We start from the raw sequence: 21452 nt of genomic DNA on the forward strand, positions 1-21452 counted from the left end.
ATGTAAAATCTCAGGCAATCGTAATCCTTATAGGTTAATTTTAGATAAAGATTTAATTGTCTCAGAAAAATATAGTATAATAAAAAATAATGAGGACCAAAAAACTTTTATTATTACATCTGAAAAAAATATTAATCTAGAAAAATTTCAATTATTTTCAGAAAAATTTTCAATAAAATTTATAACTTTTTCAGAGAATGAAAATTTAGAGGATATTTTAAAAAAAATTGGTTCTTACAATATTGATTCTATATTAGTTGAAGGTGGTTCGGGAGTAATCTCATCTTTTTTTAAAGAAAATATCTATGATGGCGGAGAAATTATTATTGCTCCTAAAATACTGGGAGATGGTCTTGCTATACCATTTTTAAATGGTTTCTCTCCTATTTCCATCGATGAGGGAATTACTTTAAAAAATATTAAAATAAATCTTTATGATGATAATGTTGGGTTTGAGTTTTATAAGGAGGAAGGATGTTTACTGGTTTAATTGAAGAACTTGGAAAAGTTATCTCTATTGATAAAACTCCACAAGGTGCAAATATAACTATCTCATGTAATAAAGTTTTACAAAAGGCAGCTATTGGAGATAGTATTGCTACAAACGGTGTTTGTTTAACTGTTGTTAGACTATCCAATACAACTTTTACAGCTAATATAATGAATGAATCTTTAAAAGTTTCTTCTTTAAAAGATTTAAAAATTGGAGATTTAGTCAATTTAGAAAAATCTTTGACTTTACAATCCTATTTAGGTGGACACCTTGTTACAGGCGATGTCGATTGTTGTGGAAAAATAATTTCAATATTCAATGATGGATTTGCACAAAAATATACAATTGAGATTCCTTTAGAGTTTATGAAATATGTTGTTTATAAGGGACGTATTACTCTTGATGGGGCTAGTTTGACTGTTGCTTCATTAAATGATTCAACTTTAACAGTTTCATTAATCCCTCATACACAAAAATCTATAACTTTAGGTTTTAAAAATGTTGGAGATATCATAAATATCGAAACTGATTTAATCGCAAAACATCTTGAAAAACTACTCCTAAGCAGAGAAAAAACAGATGAAAAATCTAGTTCAAATATTTCTAAAAGTTTTTTAGCTGAAAATGGATTTTTCTAATATTAAGGAGGCTTAACGTGTTTAATAAAATAGAAGATGCTATTAATGATTTAAAAAATGGAAAATTAATAGTTGTTGTGGATAATGAAAATAGAGAAAACGAGGGCGACCTTGTTGGTGTTGGAGATATTATTTCCAAAGAAAATATTAATTTTATGATAAAATATGGAAGAGGTTTAGTTTGTGTTCCTCTTGAAGAAAAAAGAGCTAAAGAGCTTGACTTAACTCCTATGGTTTTTAACAATAGCGATTCTCATCAAACTGCTTTTACAGTTTCTGTGGATTCTTTAGCTGGAACTACTACTGGAATCTCTGTCGAGGATAGATACAATACTATAAAAGATTTAGCATTCAACTCTAAATCTGGCAATGAGTTTAAAAAACCAGGTCATATTTTCCCTCTAATAGCTAAAAATGGCGGAGTGATTGAACGACCTGGTCATACTGAGGCTTCTGTTGATCTTGCTAAATTAGCAGGTTTTAACGGTTGTGGTGTTATTTGTGAAATTATAAAAGAAGATGGTGACATGGCACGTGTTCCCGATTTAATTGAATTTTGTAAACTTCACGATTTGAAGATGATTACAATTGAAGATTTAATTGAATATAGAAAAAAAAATGAATTCCAAACTGAATTAGTTTGCGAAGCACCCTTACCTACAAAACATGGAACATTCAGACTAATCGGTTTTTCAAATACTATTGATTATAAAGAACATGTCGCACTAGTGTACGGAGATATTGATAATCAAGAGGATGTACTTTTACGTGTTCATTCAGAGTGCTTAACAGGTGATGCCTTTGGTTCGTTAAAATGTGATTGTGGAAGTCAACTAGATAAAGCTCTTGAAAGTATTGTTGATCATGGGTCTGGAGTTCTTTTATATATGAGGCAAGAGGGAAGAGGTATTGGTCTTCTTAATAAAATAAAAGCTTATAATCTTCAAGCTCAAGGGAAGGATACTGTTGAAGCTAATACTCTATTAGGATTTGATCCTGACTTGAGAGATTTTGCTGTGGCTGCTCAAATGATAAAGCTTTTAAATATAAAAAGTATTAATTTAATGACTAACAATCCTAAAAAAATAAATGATTTAGAAAAATATGGCATTAAAATTAATCACAGAACACATATTGAGTTTCCTTCAAACAGTTGTAACTCTAAATATTTAAAAACTAAAAGAGAAAAAATGAATCACTTATTTAAAATAAACTAAAAAAGGCTTGAGTTAAACTCAAGCCTTAATCTTTTAAGTCTTCTAAAACCATCAAATAATATTCTATACCACTTTCTAGTTTTTCTTTCTCTTTTTTTGAGTAATCACTAGTTGAAACTTTCATCTTTAAGTCTTTAAACTGACTTTCTAACTCTTTTCTCTCTTTTTCTTTAAAAGGTTTTGCTACCATATGATTAAATTCATTTTGATAACTTTTATACTCACCTTTTATGCCTAATGAAAAACACCCTGTAAATAATAACATACTTGATATTAATAAGTATTTCATTATATCTACTTCCTTCTTTTTGTTTCTTCTGTAAAAAACACTAAAAAATTATATATATCTTTTGATATATATTCCCATGTATGACATTCATTTTCATAAATTTTACCTTTAAAATCTAATCCATATTTTTTAGCTCTACCTACAACATCAAGCCATTGTTGAAACATTAAATAAGGTTTTTTATCTTCTGACCCAACGCTTAAATAAAACTTTTTTCCCTTGTATCTTTCAGGATTAGTTTCTTTAATTATACTATATGGATCATTTTTTAAAATTTTATATCCCCAAGGACTAAATACTTTCATAAAATGAGCTTTATTTACATCATTAAATAAAAATTTTGGTACATATAGATATCTAAAAATTCTCATAACTCTACGATTTATACTCATTCTTACCAAACTTATAGCCCCTGAAAAGCTAGCTATGACATCATACGATTCTAAATTTTTAAGTCCAATTTTTAATGCACCATAACCACCCATGGAAAACCCACCAATACCTTTTTTAGAATTAGGGTATTCTTGTTCGATAAAACTTGTCAAATCTTTTGAAAAAAACTCTTCATACTGATGAAGTTTATCATTATAAAAATTAGTATACCAACTTTCGCAATTGTATCCTGAGTCAGGAAGAATAAAGATAATATCTTTTACTCTCCCTCCTCTTTTTAAACTTAAATAATTTTCACGTAGTTTTGCTTTATATATCCAATCTTCAGATTTATCTCTTATTCCATGAAGAAGAACTAAGCACAAGGGAGTTTCTAACATTATCTTTGGTTTTACTATTAATACCCTCATCTTTTCAGTTGTATACTTAGTTTCTAAATATTTTTCTTCTATTATTAACTCTTCAGATAGTTCTTTATGTGAAAACTCTTTATATCGAACTTTTGGATCTACTATTTTCTCAACTTGAGGAAAATTAAGAACTCTTTTTAATTTTCTATTTAATTTAAAATTATATGGATATGTTACAGTATAAAAAAGTAGTGAAATAAAAACTAGAAAACCTAGTATTTCTAATATCATTCTTCTTCCTCAGTAATTAAAACTCAGCGTTATTTGGAGTTCTAGGGAATGGTATTACATCTCTTATATTTGTTATTCCTGTCACATACATAATCATTCTTTCAAATCCTAATCCATATCCTGAATGAGGGAAACTTCCAAATCTTCTTAAGTCTAAATAGAATCCATAGTCATCAGCACTTAATCCAGCTTCTGCCATTCTCTCTTCCAATACATCTATATTATCTTCTCTTTGAGATCCACCTATTATCTCTCCAATTCCTGGAGCTAATAAATCCATTGCTCTAACTGTTTTTCCATCTTTATTCAATTTCATATAAAATGCCTTGATTTCTTTTGGATAGTCTGTTACAAACACTGGTCTTTTGAAGTACTCTTCTGATAAAAATCTCTCGTGCTCACTTTGTAAATCAATTCCCCACTTAACAGGATAATCAAATTTCTTTCCTGAGTTTACTAATATATCTATTGCTTCTGTATATGTTACTCTTCCAAAATCATTATTTAATACATTATTTAATTTATCAAATAATCCCTTTTCAATAAATTGATTGAAAAATTCCATTTCTTCTGGACACTCATCCATTACATATTTAATTATATACTTTACCATTGCTTCTGCTAATTCCATGTTACCTTCTAAGTCTGCAAACGCTATTTCTGGTTCTATCATCCAAAATTCAGCCGCATGTCTTGAAGTGTTTGATTGCTCTGCTCTAAATGTTGGTCCAAATGTATATATATTTCTAAATGCAGAACAATAAGTTTCTCCATTTAATTGACCACTCACTGTTAAATTCGTTTCTTTTCCAAAGAAGTCTTTTGTTACATCAACCTTACCCTCTTCAGTTTTAGGTACATCATTTAAATCAAGAGTTGTCACTCTGAACATCTCTCCTGCACCTTCACAATCTGATCCTGTAATAATTGGTGTATGTGTATATACAAATCCATTCTCTTGGAAAAACTTATGGATTGCATAAGCTAAAACTGACCTTACTCTAAATACTGCAGAGAATGTGTTTGTTCTAGGTCTTAAATGTGCAATCGTTCTTAAAAACTCAAAAGAGTGTCTTTTATTTTGTAATGGATAGTCTAAATCAGCTTTTTGAAAAATCTCAATCTCTTTAGCTTGAATTTCAAAATTCTGTCCTGCACCTTGAGATTTAACTACTATACCTTTTACAATTATTGACGACGATATTGAAAGTCTTGAAATTTCGTCAAAATTTGGTAAATTTGTATCAAAAACTATTTGTACACCTTTGAAAAAACTTCCATCATTTAACTCTATAAATCCAAAGTTTTTTTGTGATCTTATCTTTCTTACCCAACCTGATAACTCTACTTCCTGGTCTAAATATTTCTCCGTTTCTCTATAAAGAGTTTTAACTAATTGTTTCATCATTTGCCCCCTATATCATCTTTGATTCATCGACAATTTCGATGCTGTCTAATTTTTGTTTTACTTGTGCTCTAAATTGCTCTAAATATAACTTTCTATATTTCTCTCTTTCAAGCTTTTCTTCAGCTGTTAGCTCTCTTTTTTTCGCCTGATTAGAAAAATAATTAACCATCTCTATAATATCTTTCATTTCCATATTGTTCCTCCAAACTACATAACTACATAGTCTTATTAAACTTTTAGAGTAATTATACCGCTTATTTAATATTTTGTCAATTTGCTTGTATTGCTAAAAAGAATATTTTTCTTATATTAATTTCATATAAAAATTGTTATAATCTAAATACATTTTATTAAAGGAGTTGAAATTTTTAATGAATTATTTCCAACCAAACCCAATAACAAATTTCAAAGTTACAATTGATATCCCTGGTTCTAAATCAATAACAAATAGAGCCCTTATTCTTTCAGCTCTTTCAGGAAAGACAATAACTTTAAAAAATATTCTCATAAGTGATGATACAAAATATATGATTGACGCTCTAAGAGCTTTAAATAATACTATTGAAATCGATGAAATAAATAAAACACTTAAAATTGTAGGAAATAAAAATCCAAAATATAATAATTTAAGTTTATATATTGGAAATGCTGGAACTGCAATGAGATTTTTAAGTTCTTACTTAGCTACTGGAGAAGGAACTGCTACTTTATATGGTAATGACCGTATGAATCAAAGACCTATTAAAGACTTAGTTGATTCATTGCTTCAGTTAGGTATTGACGTTGAATACTTAAATAATCATGGCTATCCTCCAATTCGTATAACTTCTAAAGGAGTTTCTGCAAATTATGTCAAAATTGATGGAAGTAAAAGTAGCCAATATATATCCTCAATTCTTATGGCTGCTCCTAATTTCAAGAATTCTATAGAAATTGAGTTAAGTGGAAGAGTTGTATCAAAACCATATATAAATATGACTTTAGCTATGATGAATGATTTTGGAGTTGACTTTAATTGGGATAATAACTCAATACGTATATCTCCACAGAAGTATAATATAGATGAGTATTTAATTGAAGGTGATATGTCTTCAGCCTCTTATTTTCTAGCAATGGCTTTAATTAGTAACTCCACTATTACATTGAATAATTTTTTTAAAAATAGTATCCAAGGAGATTCTAAATTTCTAAATATTTTAGAAAAAATTGGATTAGAAGTGTTAAATTTTAATGATACTTCTATTACTGTAAAAGGTGTAGCAACGTATAAAGGTATCGAATTAAGTATGAATGATATTCCAGATGTAGCTCAAACTTTAGCTGTTGTGGGACTTTTTGCAACCACACCTACTAAAGTATGGGATGTTGAGAATATGAGGATAAAAGAAACTGATCGAATCTCTGCTTTAAAAAATGAAATCTTAAAAATTAATGGTGATTTTACAGAATTTAATGATGGATTCCTAATTATTCCAAAACCTTTAGAAAACTACCTAGGAGATTTTTTAGAAACTTATGATGACCACAGAATGGCTATGTCACTCTCTTTAATTGGTCTGAAAGTTCCAGGTATAAAAATTTTAGATCCCAATTGTGTTTCTAAAACATTTCCTAATTTTTTCAAAGAATTTAGTAAAATTTATAAGGAGGAGTGATGATTAAGAAAAATTTTTTACTATTTCTTTTAATTTTCATCAGTGTATTTTCAAATAGTTTCTCTCACTCTCCAGAAGATATTGAAATTGAAAAATTAAAACAGGAAATAAAGTTTCTTCAAAATAAAATAAAAAAACTTGAAAATAAAAAAATTGAAAAATTTAAAGAGGAAGAAAAACAACCCAAAATTGGACTTGTACTAAGTGGTGGTGGTGCAAAAGGGTTTGCCCATATAGGCGTTCTTAAAGTTCTGGAAGAAAATAATATTAAAGTAGATTATATTACAGGAACAAGTATGGGTGCTCTTATTGGTGCCCTATATTCTGCAGGATATACTCCAAATCAAATTGAAAAATTAGTTTTAGATATCAATTGGCAAGAAACCTTTAATGATAGTCCAAATATAACTGATATTTCTATTGACCAAAGATCAATGATGAAAAACTATAATCTTTCTTTAAAATATGATAACTCCTTAAATTTTGCACTGCCAAAAGGAATTAGAAATACACAAAAGATCTATCTTACTTTAAAAAATCTTCTTTGGAATGTAGAGCAAACAAGAGATTTTAAAAAGTTACCTATTCCACTTGAAATTATTGCAACCGATTTAAATACAGGAAAAGCCAAAGCTTTTAATAGTGGTGATTTAGCTCAAGTTATTACAGCAAGTATTTCCATCCCTACAATTTTTGACCCTGTAAAAATTGGAAATAACTACTATGTTGACGGCCTTTTATCTAGGAATTTTCCTGTGGAAGACGCATTTAATTTAGGTGCTGATATTGTTATTGGTGTAGATGTAGGAACCTCTCTTCAAAAAAAAGAGGATTATGATATTTTAAGTGTTGCTGATCAAATTGTTGCTATTCAAAGTACTAGTTCAACTAAAAAACAAAGAGATTTAGCAACAATACTTATTACTCCTGATATCTCAAACTTTAAAACAACTGATTTTAGTAATTTTAAGGAGATTGAAGCTTTAGGAGAAGCTGCTACAAAAGAGCAACTTCAAAAAATCTTAGATTTTGGACCTAAACAAAATAAGAGAAAAAGCTCCCTTCAATATAAAAATAACTTTGTTTTAGAAAATATTGATGTTATAACTGAAACTAAAAATAATAATCATAAAGAAATTATTGAATCAATCTTTAAAGATTCTATAGGGTCTAGTATAAACCCAGATACACTTGAAAAATTAATGTTAAAAACGTATAGTTTAAATTTTGTCAATAAAATATATTACTCTTTTAAAAATAATACTTTAAAACTTCAAGTTGAAGAGAATCCTACAAATATAGTTGGTCTTGGAGTAGATTATCAAACTGATTATGGAACTACTTTTTCTATTGGAACTGATATTAGCTCATTTGGTAAAATTGGTAGCTTATCAACTATTGAAGCTACTTTTGGTGATTATCTTGGCCTTGATTTAAAAAACTTTTCGTATTATGGTGTTTCAAATAAAGTTGGTATTTTAAGTAGTATTAGCTACGAAGAGAATCCATTTTTTATATATCATAATAAAGATAAGATTGGCAGTTATAAAAGTCAAGTAACGAAATTAGAAGGAGCTTTTGTAACACAATACTCTAATTTATTTCTATTTTCATATGGAGCTTCTTTAAACTATGCTAGTTTAGATCCTGAAATTAAAAATATATTTGATTCATCAATACAGTATTCAAAAAGTTATGGTGATGTTTTTCTTAATATTAACTGGGATAAAACGAACTCGATAGCTTTTCCTACTAAAGGTTTCAAAGGAAAAATTTCCCAAAAATGGGGCGGTAACTTAGGAAAAGATAACTTAAACTTTTTATCTACTAATTATCTATCTACTAACTACCTACCTATAACTGAAGGAACAAGTTTAACTGCCAAATTTTTTGGTGGAAACATAACTGGTGATGACATTCTTCCTGATAAATACATTAAACTTGGTGGTTTATCTAATGACTTGTCTCACAATACTTTTGCTTTTAGTGGATACTATTTTCAAGAAAAATATCTTTCCTCTCTTTTTGGAGTAAGCCTAGGTGTTCAGCAAAAGCTTATGGAAAATTTATATCTTGGAGCTAATTGGGATTTTGCAACATATAAATTTGCTAATGAAGGTTTTAATGATGATAAAAACTCAATTCTTTGGAAAGACTACTCTCAAGGAGCTGGAATAACCCTTAGTTATTTAAGTTTAATCGGCCCTGTTAAATTTAATATTTCTAAAGCTCAAGAATCGCATGATTTTCTTTTTCAATTTAGTTTTGGATATAAGTTTGATTAAAAAAAACACCCTAAATAATTAGGGTGTTTTTTGCTCCATTTTTTTGAGCTAATTTTTCCAATTCTTCTAATTCTGCATCAGTAGGAGAGAATAAATTACTCTTCATCTCTTCTCTTACTCCAAAATGTCTATATTTTATTATTTTATATCTAATATCTTTATTAGCTATAACTTTAGCAACATTTTCAACAGTTAATCTATTATTTAATCTATTTGCAACTATAACGCTTCTTACTTCGAATAGCTTTCCTATATCTCTTAAAAAATATAAGTTTTTTATAACTGGATCAACTTCTTTTTCTGTTAAAAGTAAATGTTCTTTATTCTCCCAAGCTTTCACATCTAACATAAAGAAATCTGTATTCTCTACTAACTCTTTGTATTCAGTATCATTTAAATTTAAACTTCCATTTGTATCCACAAAACAAGTTAAATTAGGCCATCTCTTTTTTACTTCAGAAAAAAGTTTAGCTATAAATTTATACTGTAAAGTACTTTCTCCTCCACTTACTGTTATTCCTTTTATAAAAGCTTTTACTTTACTAATTTCGACTAATAACTCTTCAACTGTATAATCATTTACTTTAGGAGATGAATCAAATTTACAAATCTTTGTACATTGATCACACTCACAACATAAATTTTTATTCCAAATTATTTTAGAATTAGATATTTCTAACGCTTTTGTTGGACATATTTCAACACATTTATAACACTCTTTACAAATATTTATTGTTTCTGGATTATGACAATATTCACAATTAAAATTACATCCTTGGAAAAATATAGCCATTCTATTTCCAGGGCCATCAACATTGGAAAATTTTATAATCTTATTTATCTTTGCTTTCAATTCCACATTATTCACTTCTTAATTTTCTTCCTAAAGCTTTAGCATTATCTCTAGCACCTTTTCCTAAAATAGTTGTATCCCTTAGTACTTGCTCACCTTTATCTAATTTTTCAATCTCTGATTTTTTTACAAGATATCCTGTTACTCTAACTACATCACAAGTATCACTATATAATGAAAAGAATCTCATTTCAGTTTCAAAAGCTCCCTTTATTATATCTAAGATTGCCTCTGGATTTGATTTATATGTTTCATCAAATACAAATATATCACCAATTCCACTTGGACAATATTGGTGGAATGGAGCTGATTGAACTATATGATCAAATATTTCTGGCTCTTCTCCAACAGGAATTCTGCATCCTGGACTCTCATTTCTATCAGTGTCTATTCCAACTTGTGAATGTAATAAATGAGTATTTCCAAAGAACTCTCCCGCATACTTTGTCTTGTGAGATGCAATTATTTTTGACATAGCTTCTACTATTTCAAGACCTAATTTATTTGCTTTTTCTGAATATCCAAATCTATCTTGTTTTTCTGTTGCACCTAAAATATTATTTACACATTCAGCTAATCCAACAAAACCAAATAATCCTGTAAATTTCTCTTTCTCTAAAAGTCCCTCTTTTATTAAGAAACTACTTTCATAAAATCCACTTTCTTCAATAATGAATTTAGATCTCTCATCTATATATTCTAACATCTCTTTTGATACTTCAGGTAAAACTCTTGTAAAGAAATCTTCCTTTGAATTAGCTAACTTTGATAAAGCTCCTAATCTTACTCTAACTAGGGTATTTGCTCCACCACCAACTTTTAATCCATTGTAACAACTAACTATTCCATATTCACCCTTAAAATCTGCTCTAAAGATTTTATCATTAGCAAAACTTGGCTTAGCTGTTACTAATGCTGTTTTAATTGCTTCTACTGCAATTTTATCTGTTGTTTCTTCAGTATATTTTATTGTTAAATTCGGTGTTGGTAACTCTAACTCTCTCATAGCTTTCAGTATTAATATTCCAGCTTTTGTTTCTTTTGGTCCAATATTAGCATGACAGAATGAGTCTGTTATTGTTGAATCTATATGTTTTAAAAATAATTTAATTGCTAAATATGCTTCTGTTTCATCTTTAATAAAAGGTTCTAATAAATAGTCGATATTTCCTAAATAAACAGGCATAGTCGTTATTGATGGGACATGTTTATAAAGAATTAATAAACCATGTACAGCTTCCCATATATTTGTTGGTTTATCTAAGTTTAAAAATTTACTTCCTTGTTCCATAAAAACATCATAATCTGGAACAATATATCTTGGTCTATATGGTGCATTTCCTTCAAATAAATCACATATAATTCCATCTTCTATATATTTTTTTAAAGCTTCACTTTTATTCAAAACCTCTATGCTACCTTCTGCTAATCTTGCTAAGGTCACAACTTTTTGTTCAAAAGTTATTTTTTGACTCTTTATTGTTTCTAATATCATTACTTTCTCCCTTTAGCTTAAATATAAATTTCACATATTATATTCAATTTCTACCACTTCTGTCAACTTTTATTATACTTTTCTAAAAAAACAACAACTTTCTTTTTGATTCTCTGAATAGAGTTATCTATTGCCTTTGGCTCCTTTTCTAACTTTTGAGCTATCTCTAAGTATCCGTATCCTTTTACCATAAATGTAAACACCTCTTTTTCTAATCCACTCAAATTATCCTTCAAAAATTTTTTTAAAAGTTTCATCAGTTCTTTTCCAATAACAATTTGCTCTGGAGTATAGTATTTTAATGAGGGACTACTGTATCTTATTAAATCCTCTAATTCTGAATATCCTTCCCCTTGCATTGCACTATTTAAATTTTTATTCTTTACAGAATTATAATTTTTTACTGCTGTTATAATTTGTCTCTTTATACAAAGAGATGCAAAAGTACTAAAACATGCACTTCTATTTTCATCAAAAGATTTTATAGCTTTCATTAATCCAATCATCCCTTCTTGGACTAAATCCTCTCTCTCTGCACCCTTTAAAAATAAAGTTTTATTCCTTATGTATATCAGGTTTCTATATTCTGTTACTATTTTTTCTATGGAGTCTATATCTCCTTGTTTAGCTAATAAAATATCCTCTTTGTTAATCATAGTACCCCCTTGTCCTAAAAATTAAACAACAATTCTCTACTAAATAGTTAATAATAACAAACTTCTCTTTCATACTTTATATACCTCCAATATCAAAAAAAATCAATTTTTTATTTTAATTTATTAATCTTTATTTTTTCATTATTTTAAGGTACAATTGTATTAATGAGAGTTTTTTTAATTTATCTCAGAGCACTTTATTTTTCAAGGAGGGGTCTATGAAAACAGATATACAAATTGCACAAGAAGCAAAACTATTGAAAATTTCTGAAATAGCTTCTAAGCTAAATATTACTGAGGATTATTATGATACTTATGGAAAATACAAAGCTAAACTTAATCTTTCTTTATTGGATGAACTTGCTAGTAAAAAAGATGGGAAGTTAGTTCTTGTTACTGCTATTACACCTACACCTGCAGGAGAAGGAAAATCTACTGTTACTGTTGGTTTAACACAAGCTTTAAATAAAATAGGTATTTCTTCTGTTGCAGCTCTTAGAGAACCATCTTTAGGACCTGTCTTTGGAATGAAAGGTGGAGCTACTGGTGGAGGTTACTCACAAGTTATACCAATGGAAGATATTAATCTACATTTTACTGGAGATTTCCACGCAATTGGAGTCGCTCATAATCTTGTTTCTGCTTGTATTGATAATCACATTACTCAAGGTAATTCTTTAGACATTGATAATACTAAGATTACTTGGAAAAGAGTAGTTGACATGAATGATAGAAATCTTAGAAATATTGTTATTGGACTTGGAGGGAAAGCCAATGGATATCCAAGACAAGATTCTTTTCAAATAACTGTTGCCTCTGAAATCATGGCAACACTTTGTCTTTCAAACTCTTTAAAAGAACTGAAAGAAAATATTGGTAAAATTGTTTTTGGTTATAATTATAACGATAAACCTCTTACAATAAATGATTTAAAAATTTCTGGTGCTGTTACAGCTCTTTTAAAAGAAGCTATAAAACCAAATTTAGTACAAACTTTAGAAAATACTCCTGTCATAATCCACGGTGGACCATTTGCTAATATCGCTCATGGGTGTAATTCACTACTTGCTACAAAGTTAGCTCTTAAACTTTCAGATGTTGCTGTTACAGAAGCTGGATTTGCTGCTGACTTAGGAGCTGAAAAGTTTTTAGATATTAAATGCAGAAAAGGAGGATTGAATCCTAATTGTGTTGTTATTGTTGCTACTGTTAGGGCATTAAAACATCACGGTGGTGCTAAAATTCTTAATGAAGAAAATCTAAATGCTTTAAAATTAGGTTTAGCTAACTTGGACAAGCATATTGAAAATATGAAAAAATTCAATCTACCAGTGGTTGTAGCAATTAATAAATTTATTACTGATACTGATGCTGAAATTAATTTAATTAAATCTCATTGTGAAAGTTTAGATGCTCCTGTAGCTCTATGTGAAGTTTGGGCTAAAGGTGGCGAGGGTGGTGAAGAACTTGCTAGACTAGTTCTTGAGAAATTAGAGGAAAATAACTCTAAATATAAACCACTATATAATCTAGATTTACCTATAAAAGATAAAATTTCAAAAATATGTACAGAAATTTATGGTGCAAATGGTGTTACATTTTCTAGTGCTGCCAATAAGACAATAAAACAATTGGAAGAACTAGGATATGGACTACTTCCAATTTGTATGTCAAAAACTCAGAAATCAATCTCTGATAAAGCTAACCTTCTAGGAAGACCTAATGATTTTACTGTTGAAATAGACACTATCAAATTAGCTGCTGGTGCTGGTTTTATCATTGCTATGGCTGGTGGAATTATTGATATGCCTGGTTTACCAAAAGTTCCTGCTGCTGAACTTATTGATATTGATGAGCATGGTGTTATAAGTGGATTGTTTTAAAAAATATTTTCCCTTACTTAAATATTAAGTAAGGGTTTTTTATTTTTAGAAAATATAGTATAATATATTATAAAATTCTACTACATATGAGGAGTAAATATGAAGATTGGTAAACTTACTATTTCAGATTTAAAAGATTTAATTTTTAATAATATTAAAAATAATAATGATAAGATACTTTCTTTTGGAGAAATTGGTAGTGACTGTGCTGCTATTGAAGTTGGAGATAATATTGTTTATTTATCAACCGATCCAATTACAGGTACTAATAGTGGTCTAGGTAAGTTGGCTATTAATATTAACTGTAATGATATTGCCACAGAGGGAGTCGCTCCTATTGGAATTATGCTTACAATTTTAGCTCCTCCAGAAACAAAAAAGGAAGAAATTGCTGAAATTATGAGAGAGGCTCAACAGGAAGCTGATAAACTTGGTGTTTCTATAATTGGTGGGCACACTGAAATTACTGCTGCAGTTAATAAAACAATAATATCTGCTACCTCAATCGGTATTGGAACAAAAGATAATTTTAAAAAAAGAGAGAATATTATAGCTGGAGATCGATTAATTATAACAAAAGGAGTTGGAATTGAAGGGACTGGTATAATTAGCTTTGAAAAAGAAAGTGAACTTCTTGATACTTTTTCTAAAGATCTTATTGATGATGCAAAAGCACTTTTAGATTTAACTAGTGTTGTAAAAGATGGTATTATTGCCAATAAATTCTCAAAAGGAATGCATGATGTGACTGAAGGTGGCCTTTTGGGTGCACTTTGGGAATCAAGCTGTTTTTATAATTTAGGTGTCGAAATTTCATATGAGAAAATATTTATACCTCAATGTACAAAAGAGATTTGTAATTATTTTAAAATCAATCCTTTAAAGCTTATATCAAGCGGAACTATGCTTATGGTAGTTGATAAAAATAATGTTATTCCTTTAATTGAAAAATTAAAAGAAAACAATATTCCTGCCTTTGATATTGGAGAGTTTACCACTTCTAAAGAAAAGATTCTTGTAAAAAATGGTGAGAGGTTGGAAATTATGCCACCTCAGAGTGATGAGTTATATAAAGTTATATAGTTAGGAGATGTTATATTGAATATAAAACAAAGAATTATTAATTTATTAAGCGAATTTGAAAAAGGAAAATACTCCAATATTCTTTTAAATGAATATTTTTCAAAAAATAATTTAAGTAAAGGAGAGCGTGGTTTTATAACTGAAGTTTTCTATGGAGTTATTAGAAATGATATTTATTTAAATTACCAATTGGAAAAAAGAACCAAAGCTGTTAAAAAAAATTGGATTAAAAATTTACTAAAAATCTCTATCTACCAAGCTACTTTTATGAATAGCGACGATAAGGGTATTGCGTGGGAAGCAACTGAATTAACTAAAAATAAATTCGGAATACCCGTTAGTAAATTTGTTAATGGAGTTATCAGAAGTTATCTAAGAGATAAAGAAGATGAAATAAAAAAATTAAAAGATGAGGACAAACTTGATATTTTATACTCTTATCCTAGATGGTTTTATGAAAAAATAAAAAAAGAGTATGGAGAATCTACTGAACAAGTTTTAGTATCATTAAAAAAAGTTCCATACATGAGCATAAGAGTAAATACTTTAAAATACTCTGAAAAAGAGTTTGAAACTCTTTTAAAAGAGTTGAAAATTGATATTATTAAAAAAGTAGACACTGTTTACTATATCGATTCAGGAGTTATCTTACATACACCTGAATTTAAAGATGGAAAAATTATTGCTCAAGATGGTTCTTCATATTTAGCTGCAAAAATTTTAAATCCTCAACCTGGAGAAAAAATTGTGGATACATGCAGTGCTCCTGGAAGTAAAACAGCAGTTTTAGGAGAGCTTATGAATAATACTGGAGAGATTTTTGCACTTGATATTCATCAGCACAAAATTAAAATAATAGAAGAAAACTTACATAAATTAGGACTTACTAATGTAAAACCAATTAAATTAGATGCTCGTAAACTTAAAGAACAGGGGCAAAAATTTGATAAAATTCTTGTAGATGCTCCATGTAGTGGATATGGTGTTCTTAGAAAGAAACCTGAAGCACTATACAATAAAAATATGAATAATGTTCGTGAGTTATCAACATTACAGTATGAAATTCTTGATTCTGCTGCTTTCTCATTAAAAGTTGGTGGAGAACTGGTATATAGTACTTGTACTATATTTTCCGAAGAAAATACAGATAATATCATTAAATTTTTAAATAACCACAAAAATTTCTCTGTTTTAAAATTTGAAATTCCTCAAAATGTAAATGGACATTTTGATTCAATTGGAGGTTTTTTAATTGATTATACTGAGGAAATTTTAGATAATTTTTATATTATTAAACTAAGAAAGGATTTTGAATAATGTTAGACGAATTAAAAGAAGCTAATGAATATGTTGTTAGCAAAATAGAGGAAAAGGATCCTTTAATCTTAGAAATGGAAGCCTTTGCAATTGAAAATAATGTACCTATTGTTACAAAAGAAGTTGCTAAATATCTTGAGTTTTTAACTTCTAGTCACAATTTTAAAAATATACTTGAAATAGGGACTGCCATTGGATACTCTGGAACTATTATGGGAAGAGTTGCAAAAAAAAACGGTGGTAAATTAACTACTATTGAAATTGATGAAACTAGATATAATCAAGCTCTTGAAAACTTTAAAAAGGGAGAGCTTTTAGATTCAGTTAATTTGATTTTAGGCGATGGTGTTGAAGAGGTCAAGAAACTTGATGAAAAGTTTGACTTTATTTTTATAGATGCTTCTAAAGGTCACTATATGGAATTTTTCACTGATTCTTTTGAAAGACTTACTGATGATGGAATGATTTTTATCGATAATATCATGTTTAGAGGTTATCTTTACAAAGAATATCCAAAAAGATTTAAAACAATTGTAAGAAGACTTGATGAGTTTATAACTTATCTTTCTAAAAATCACAATTTTGTTTTACTCCCATTTGGAGATGGAATTGGTCTTGTGCGTAAATAATTAATTAGTAAAAAAGTAGGATTATTAGAATCCTACTTTTTTTAAACTCTTTTTCTTTTTTTTAAACTTTTGTATTCACCACTTAATATCCAATTCCAAACCAAAGCTATAACAACTCCAACTATAGTGGTTAAAATTCTTTTTCCAGCCCAAAAATAAGGATCTCTCCCCTCCATATTAGTTGCTATCCCTAAGAAAACAATACATGCTATAGTACTTGATGCTGGCTTTTTTAAAATATAAGCACATCCAAAAGTTATTATAACCATGGATAAAGCCATTATTAAACTTCCTTTAAAATCATTGGCTTCTGTTGTTATAAAATAGATTGCAAACAATCCAACTACACCACCAAAGATAGTTCCTATTACTCTTTCTACCCCAACTTTAAAGGAATCTTTTATTGTGCCTTGCAAGCAAGATACCGCTGCTATAGCAGCATAAAATGGATTTACATTAAATAATACTTTTAACAAAAAAACACACCAAAAAACAGAAATAGATATTTTTAGACTCTTATTTAAGGTTTTATCATATTCTTTTCCCATATTTACTTCCCTCTATACGTATAATTTGGCAATAACATAGGAGATATACTATGTAGTTGAATCTTTTCCTTTTTTAACATCTCTATCTTTGTAATTTTTTACAGATTCAAATATTTTCATGGAAAAAAATACTAAAATAATGTATAATTATGAAAAAGAATATGTTGGAGGTATTTTTAATGAAAATTAAAGCCTTTCCTTTGGGAAGCTATATGACGAACTGCTATTTAGTTTGGAATGACAACAACGAAGCTTCTCTTTTTGATTGTAGTGATTCTAGATTAGAAAATATTATATCTTTTATAAAAGATCATAATTTAACTTTAAAGAATGTTATTCTTACTCATGGTCATGGCGATCATATTGGTGGAATAAATGAAATAAAACATCTTTTTCCTAATGTCCATGTTTATATTGGAAAAGAGGAAGAAAAATTTTTAACTGATCCATCCTTAAACTTATCTTATGCTATTCAAGGATATGATTTTACATATACGGGTGATTTTACTCCTATAAAAGAAGGAGATTCTATTTTTGGTTTTAAAGTTATTGATACTCCTGGTCATACAATTGGTTCTAAATGTTTTTATAACAAAGAATCTAATTTTATGATTTCTGGGGATACACTATTCAGAAGAAGTTATGGTAGATATGATTTACCTACTGGAAATTTATCACAATTACAAAAAAGTTTAAAAAAGATTTGTGAAACTTACCCAGAAGATACAATAGTGTATAGCGCCCATACCGAACCTACTATTTTAGGCGAGGAAAAAAGAGTATTGAAATCCCAAGGAATGTTTTAGGAGGAATTAATATGGAAAACAAAGTTTATGATGTTGTTATTATCGGTGCTGGACCAGCTGGTCTGACTGCAGCACTTTATGCTGGGAGATCTAATCTTTCAGTGCTAGTTATTGAAAAACCAAATACTGGAAGTCTTCTTATGGCTCATAAAATTGAAAACTACCCAGGTATTTTAGGATCACCTACAGGAAAAGATATCTACACTTTAATGAAAGAACAAACACTTAAATACAATGTTGAATTTGTTAATGCTACATTTTTAGCATTTGATTTATTTGGAGAACATAAAATTGTTAAAACAGATATTGAAAATTTCCTAGGAAAAACAGTTATAATTGCAAGTGGATGGGCAAAAAATGGAGCTAAAAAACTTCCTGGAGAAGAAAAATATCTAGGTAAAGGAGTTTCTTACTGTGCTACTTGTGACGGTGCTTTTACAAGAAATATGACCGTTTCTCTTTTTGGAAAAGGTAAAGAAATAGCTGAAGAAGCTCTATTTTTAACAAAATATTCAAAAGAGATTCATATGTTTATAACTGATAATTGTGATGATAATTGCGATAAAGCTCTTATAGAAACATTAAAATCTAATGAAAAAATTAAAATGTATTATTCAAGTGAACTAGTTGAAATTAAAGGTGAGGAGTTTGTTGAGGAGGTTATTGTTAAAATCAATGGTAATCAAGAAACTTATCCCACTCAATTTGCTTTCCTATATTTAGGAACAAAATCACTTAAAGAACTTTATGGTGAAGTAGCATCTTTAGATGAGCAAGGGTATATTGTTACTAATGAAGCTATGCACACATCTGTTGAAGGGATATATGCTGCTGGAGATGTTAGATCTAAGCACATTAGACAAGTTACCACAGCTACATCAGATGGTACAATTGCAGCCTTAGAAGCAATCAAACATGTTTTAAAGAAACACAATTTAAAAGCACAATATAGTTAAAAAAAGTCAGAGTTAAAACTCTGACTTTTCTTTTTCTATCTCCTATAATTTAAATAACATATCTTCATAAGTTGGTACTGGCCAAATTTTCTTTTCAACTTGATGCTCTAGTAAGTCAATAATATCTTTTAAACATTTTAATAAAGGTATTATTTCTTTATTTAAATAAACTACTTTTTCATATAAATCCTCAATTTCATTAGCTACTACAAGTTGTGATTCCAATTGAGCTAAATAATCTTTCAATCGGTTTTTTCCAGCTAATAGTTTTACTAAATGAGCTTTATCCGCTATTAAGAACTCATCATCTCCTAGAACTTCTCTAAGTGACAAGATACTATTTGATATCTTAGCTGCATATTCCATTAAAGCTGGGTATATCTCATTTCTAGCTATTCTAACCATTGAGCTTCCTTCTATATTCACCTGCTTAATATAACGCTCACAATAAACCATATATCTTGCTTCTAGCTCCTCTGCTGATAACACTTTAGCATTTTTAAATAGTTCTATTATATTCTCTTGTCTATATACTTTTAATCCTTCTAAGGTATTTTTTAAATTTTTTAACCCTCTTTTTTCTGCTTCAATTTTCCAGCTTTCATCATAACCATTTCCATTGAATATAATTCTTTTATGTTTTTCATATCTATCTTTTATAAGTTCAATTATATCTTTTTTTAAATTCTTAGGATCTCTTCCTTCTAAGTAATCAGAATACTCTTTTATTATAGTTCCAATAATTGTATTTATTATAAATGTTGGTGTAGATGCTGAAGCACTTGAACCTGGCATTCTAAATTCAAATTTATTTCCTGTAAATGCAAAAGGAGATGTTCTATTTCTATCTGATATATCCTTTGGTATTTTTGTAAAGTTTTTTACACCAAACTCCATATTTTCCTGTGCTTCATTCACAGGAACTATTTTCCCTATATTTTTTAATATTTCTTCTAACTCTTCTCCTATAAAAACTGAAATTATTGCAGGCGGGGCTTCATGTCCACCTAATCTATGGTCATTTCCAGGAGTTGCACAAGAAGCTCTCAAGACATCTTCATATCTATCAATTCCCTCTAAAACTGCTGTTAAAAATACTAAAAATTGAAGATTATTTTTTGATAAAGAAGAGGGGTCTAACAAATTTTCTCCTAAATTTGTTGATAATGACCAGTTACAATGTTTTCCAGAACCATTAACTCCTTTAAATGGCTTTTCATGTAATAGTGCACTTAATTTATGTCTATCTGCAACCTTTTTTATTATGTCCATTGTCAATTGATTTTGGTCAACAGCTACATTTGCTGTTGTAAACATCAGTGCAATCTCAAACTGATTAGGAGCTACTTCATTATGCTTTGTTTTTGCCATTATCCCTATTTTCCATAATTCAGTATCTATCTCATTCATCACTTTTTCAACTTTTTCTTTTATACTTCCATAGTAGTGGTCATTTAACTCCTGACCTTTTGGCGGTAACGAACCAAATATTGTTCTACCTGAAAGCATTAAATCTTGACGTTTTTCCCAAAATTTCTTCTCTATTAAAAAATACTCTTGCTCTAATCCTAAAGTATTTGTTATTGATGTTACATTTGATTTAGGGTCTAGTATCTTTTTTAATCTTAGTGCTTGCTCTGATATAAAGTCTATCGATCTCAATAAAGGTACCTTTTTATCTAATGCCATTTGATTGTACCCAATAAAAGCTGTTGGAATATACAGTGATTTAGACAATCCCTCTCCTCTTAAAAACATTGGCGATTTACAATCCCACGCAGTATATCCCCTCGCTTCAAAGGTTGATCTAACTCCTCCATTTGGAAATGATGATGTGTCAGCTTCACCTTTTATAAGCTCTTTTCCAGAAAACTGTGAAACACAAGTTCCATCTGACGACATAGAAATAAATGAATCATGCTTTTCAGCAGTCAGCTCTGTTAATGGTTGAAACCAATGTGTAAAGTGTGTAGCACCATTTTCAGTAGCCCAATTTTTAACTGCATTTGCTATTGAGTCTGCAAGTTCTATAGATAGCTCTTTTTCCCCATTCTGAACTTTTTTAAACTCTTTAAAATACGATTCTGGTATTCTGCTTTTTAATTTATCCTCTGTAAAGCAAAATTGTCCAAAAATTTCCAGCATGTTGTTCATAAATCCTCCCTTTTTCGTTCTACATTGTCGAACATCATTCTTCAATAAAAAAT

20 protein-coding genes are annotated in these 21452 nt (G+C 29.0%); 11 read left to right on the forward strand and 9 right to left on the reverse strand.

Annotation, left to right across the window (positions count from 1 at the left end; genetic code table 11):
• The 3 genes from ACRC8M_RS03950 to ACRC8M_RS03960 all read left to right on the forward strand — a co-directional run.
• Positions 1 to 490: RibD family protein (locus ACRC8M_RS03950; protein WP_438527954.1), on the forward strand; the 490-nt coding region annotated here is incomplete at its 5' end.
• A complete protein-coding gene (locus tag ACRC8M_RS03955; protein WP_438527955.1) occupies positions 475 to 1131 on the forward strand; it encodes a riboflavin synthase in 657 nt (218 codons plus the stop codon). The genes ACRC8M_RS03950 and ACRC8M_RS03955, both read left to right, overlap by 16 nt.
• Before the next feature lie 17 nt (positions 1132 to 1148).
• Positions 1149 to 2348 carry a bifunctional 3,4-dihydroxy-2-butanone-4-phosphate synthase/GTP cyclohydrolase II gene (locus ACRC8M_RS03960; RefSeq protein WP_438527956.1) on the forward strand — a complete coding sequence of 400 codons (1200 nt, stop codon included), beginning with the start codon at positions 1149 to 1151 and terminating at the stop codon, positions 2346 to 2348.
• A 25-nt stretch (positions 2349 to 2373) separates the two neighbouring features.
• On the opposite strand, the gene ACRC8M_RS03965 is transcribed toward ACRC8M_RS03960, so the two are convergent.
• The 4 genes from ACRC8M_RS03965 to ACRC8M_RS03980 are packed head-to-tail and all read right to left on the reverse strand — an operon-like array spanning position 2374 to position 5272.
• Positions 2374 to 2637, reverse strand: a complete 264-nt coding sequence (locus ACRC8M_RS03965; protein WP_438527957.1) for a hypothetical protein — start codon at positions 2635 to 2637, stop codon at positions 2374 to 2376.
• Between the two features lie 5 nt (positions 2638 to 2642).
• Entirely contained in the window at positions 2643 to 3671 is a 1029-nt protein-coding gene (locus ACRC8M_RS03970) for an alpha/beta hydrolase (RefSeq protein ID WP_438527958.1), read from the reverse strand.
• A gap of 16 nt (positions 3672 to 3687) precedes the next feature.
• Complete coding sequence (gene asnS / locus ACRC8M_RS03975) at positions 3688 to 5079, reverse strand: asparagine--tRNA ligase (RefSeq protein WP_185891256.1); 1392 nt, start codon at positions 5077 to 5079, stop codon at positions 3688 to 3690.
• A 7-nt stretch (positions 5080 to 5086) separates the two neighbouring features.
• Positions 5087 to 5272: a DUF896 domain-containing protein gene (locus ACRC8M_RS03980; RefSeq protein ID WP_438527959.1), complete on the reverse strand. Its 186-nt coding sequence runs from the start codon at positions 5270 to 5272 to the stop codon at positions 5087 to 5089.
• A 178-nt stretch (positions 5273 to 5450) separates the two neighbouring features.
• Here ACRC8M_RS03980 and aroA point away from each other — a divergent pair, with 178 nt between their 5' ends.
• Both aroA and ACRC8M_RS03990 read left to right on the forward strand, forming a co-directional pair.
• Complete coding sequence (gene aroA, locus ACRC8M_RS03985) at positions 5451 to 6734, forward strand: 3-phosphoshikimate 1-carboxyvinyltransferase (RefSeq protein WP_438527960.1); 1284 nt, start codon at positions 5451 to 5453, stop codon at positions 6732 to 6734.
• Positions 6734 to 9019: a patatin-like phospholipase family protein gene (locus ACRC8M_RS03990; protein WP_438527961.1), complete on the forward strand. Its 2286-nt coding sequence runs from the start codon at positions 6734 to 6736 to the stop codon at positions 9017 to 9019. Before aroA ends, ACRC8M_RS03990 begins: the two co-directional genes overlap by 1 nt.
• 10 nt (positions 9020 to 9029) lie before the next feature.
• On the opposite strand, the gene ACRC8M_RS03995 is transcribed toward ACRC8M_RS03990, so the two are convergent.
• The 3 genes from ACRC8M_RS03995 to ACRC8M_RS04005 form a co-directional block, all read right to left on the reverse strand.
• Complete coding sequence (locus ACRC8M_RS03995) at positions 9030 to 9887, reverse strand: YjjW family glycine radical enzyme activase (protein WP_438527962.1); 858 nt, start codon at positions 9885 to 9887, stop codon at positions 9030 to 9032.
• Positions 9880 to 11367, reverse strand: a complete 1488-nt coding sequence (locus ACRC8M_RS04000) for a YjjI family glycine radical enzyme (RefSeq protein WP_438527963.1) — start codon at positions 11365 to 11367, stop codon at positions 9880 to 9882. The genes ACRC8M_RS03995 and ACRC8M_RS04000 overlap by 8 nt, the downstream gene beginning before the upstream one ends.
• 62 nt (positions 11368 to 11429) lie before the next feature.
• A complete protein-coding gene (locus ACRC8M_RS04005; RefSeq protein ID WP_438527964.1) occupies positions 11430 to 12023 on the reverse strand; it encodes a sigma-70 family RNA polymerase sigma factor in 594 nt (197 codons plus the stop codon).
• Between the two features lie 218 nt (positions 12024 to 12241).
• Here ACRC8M_RS04005 and ACRC8M_RS04010 point away from each other — a divergent pair, with 218 nt between their 5' ends.
• The 4 genes from ACRC8M_RS04010 (at position 12242) to ACRC8M_RS04025 (ending at position 16935) form a co-directional block, all read left to right on the forward strand.
• Positions 12242 to 13906 (forward strand): formate--tetrahydrofolate ligase, encoded by a 1665-nt coding sequence (locus ACRC8M_RS04010; protein ID WP_438527965.1) that lies wholly within the window; start codon positions 12242 to 12244, stop codon positions 13904 to 13906.
• Between the two features lie 99 nt (positions 13907 to 14005).
• Positions 14006 to 14989: an AIR synthase family protein gene (locus ACRC8M_RS04015; RefSeq protein WP_438527966.1), complete on the forward strand. Its 984-nt coding sequence runs from the start codon at positions 14006 to 14008 to the stop codon at positions 14987 to 14989.
• A gap of 15 nt (positions 14990 to 15004) precedes the next feature.
• Positions 15005 to 16306, forward strand: a complete 1302-nt coding sequence (gene rsmB, locus ACRC8M_RS04020; RefSeq protein WP_438527967.1) for a 16S rRNA (cytosine(967)-C(5))-methyltransferase RsmB — start codon at positions 15005 to 15007, stop codon at positions 16304 to 16306.
• Positions 16306 to 16935: an O-methyltransferase gene (locus ACRC8M_RS04025; RefSeq protein ID WP_438527968.1), complete on the forward strand. Its 630-nt coding sequence runs from the start codon at positions 16306 to 16308 to the stop codon at positions 16933 to 16935. The genes rsmB and ACRC8M_RS04025 overlap by 1 nt, the downstream gene beginning before the upstream one ends.
• A gap of 41 nt (positions 16936 to 16976) precedes the next feature.
• Here ACRC8M_RS04025 and ACRC8M_RS04030 read toward each other — a convergent pair whose 3' ends face one another.
• A complete protein-coding gene (locus tag ACRC8M_RS04030) occupies positions 16977 to 17483 on the reverse strand; it encodes an FUSC family protein (RefSeq protein ID WP_438527969.1) in 507 nt (168 codons plus the stop codon).
• Between the two features lie 179 nt (positions 17484 to 17662).
• Between ACRC8M_RS04030 and ACRC8M_RS04035 the strand changes: the two genes are divergently transcribed.
• Positions 17663 to 18289, forward strand: a complete 627-nt coding sequence (locus tag ACRC8M_RS04035) for an MBL fold metallo-hydrolase (protein ID WP_438527970.1) — start codon at positions 17663 to 17665, stop codon at positions 18287 to 18289.
• An 11-nt stretch (positions 18290 to 18300) separates the two neighbouring features.
• Positions 18301 to 19245 (forward strand): NAD(P)/FAD-dependent oxidoreductase, encoded by a 945-nt coding sequence (locus ACRC8M_RS04040; protein WP_438527971.1) that lies wholly within the window; start codon positions 18301 to 18303, stop codon positions 19243 to 19245.
• 42 nt (positions 19246 to 19287) lie between these two features.
• Here the strand turns inward: ACRC8M_RS04040 and ACRC8M_RS04045 are convergent, their stop codons facing one another.
• Positions 19288 to 21399: a glutamine synthetase III family protein gene (locus ACRC8M_RS04045; protein WP_438527972.1), complete on the reverse strand. Its 2112-nt coding sequence runs from the start codon at positions 21397 to 21399 to the stop codon at positions 19288 to 19290.
• Between the last annotated feature and the right edge of the window lie 53 nt (positions 21400 to 21452).

The sequence above is a fragment of the Cetobacterium sp. genome (assembly GCF_051653945.1).
GTDB lineage: Bacteria > Fusobacteriota > Fusobacteriia > Fusobacteriales > Fusobacteriaceae > Cetobacterium_A.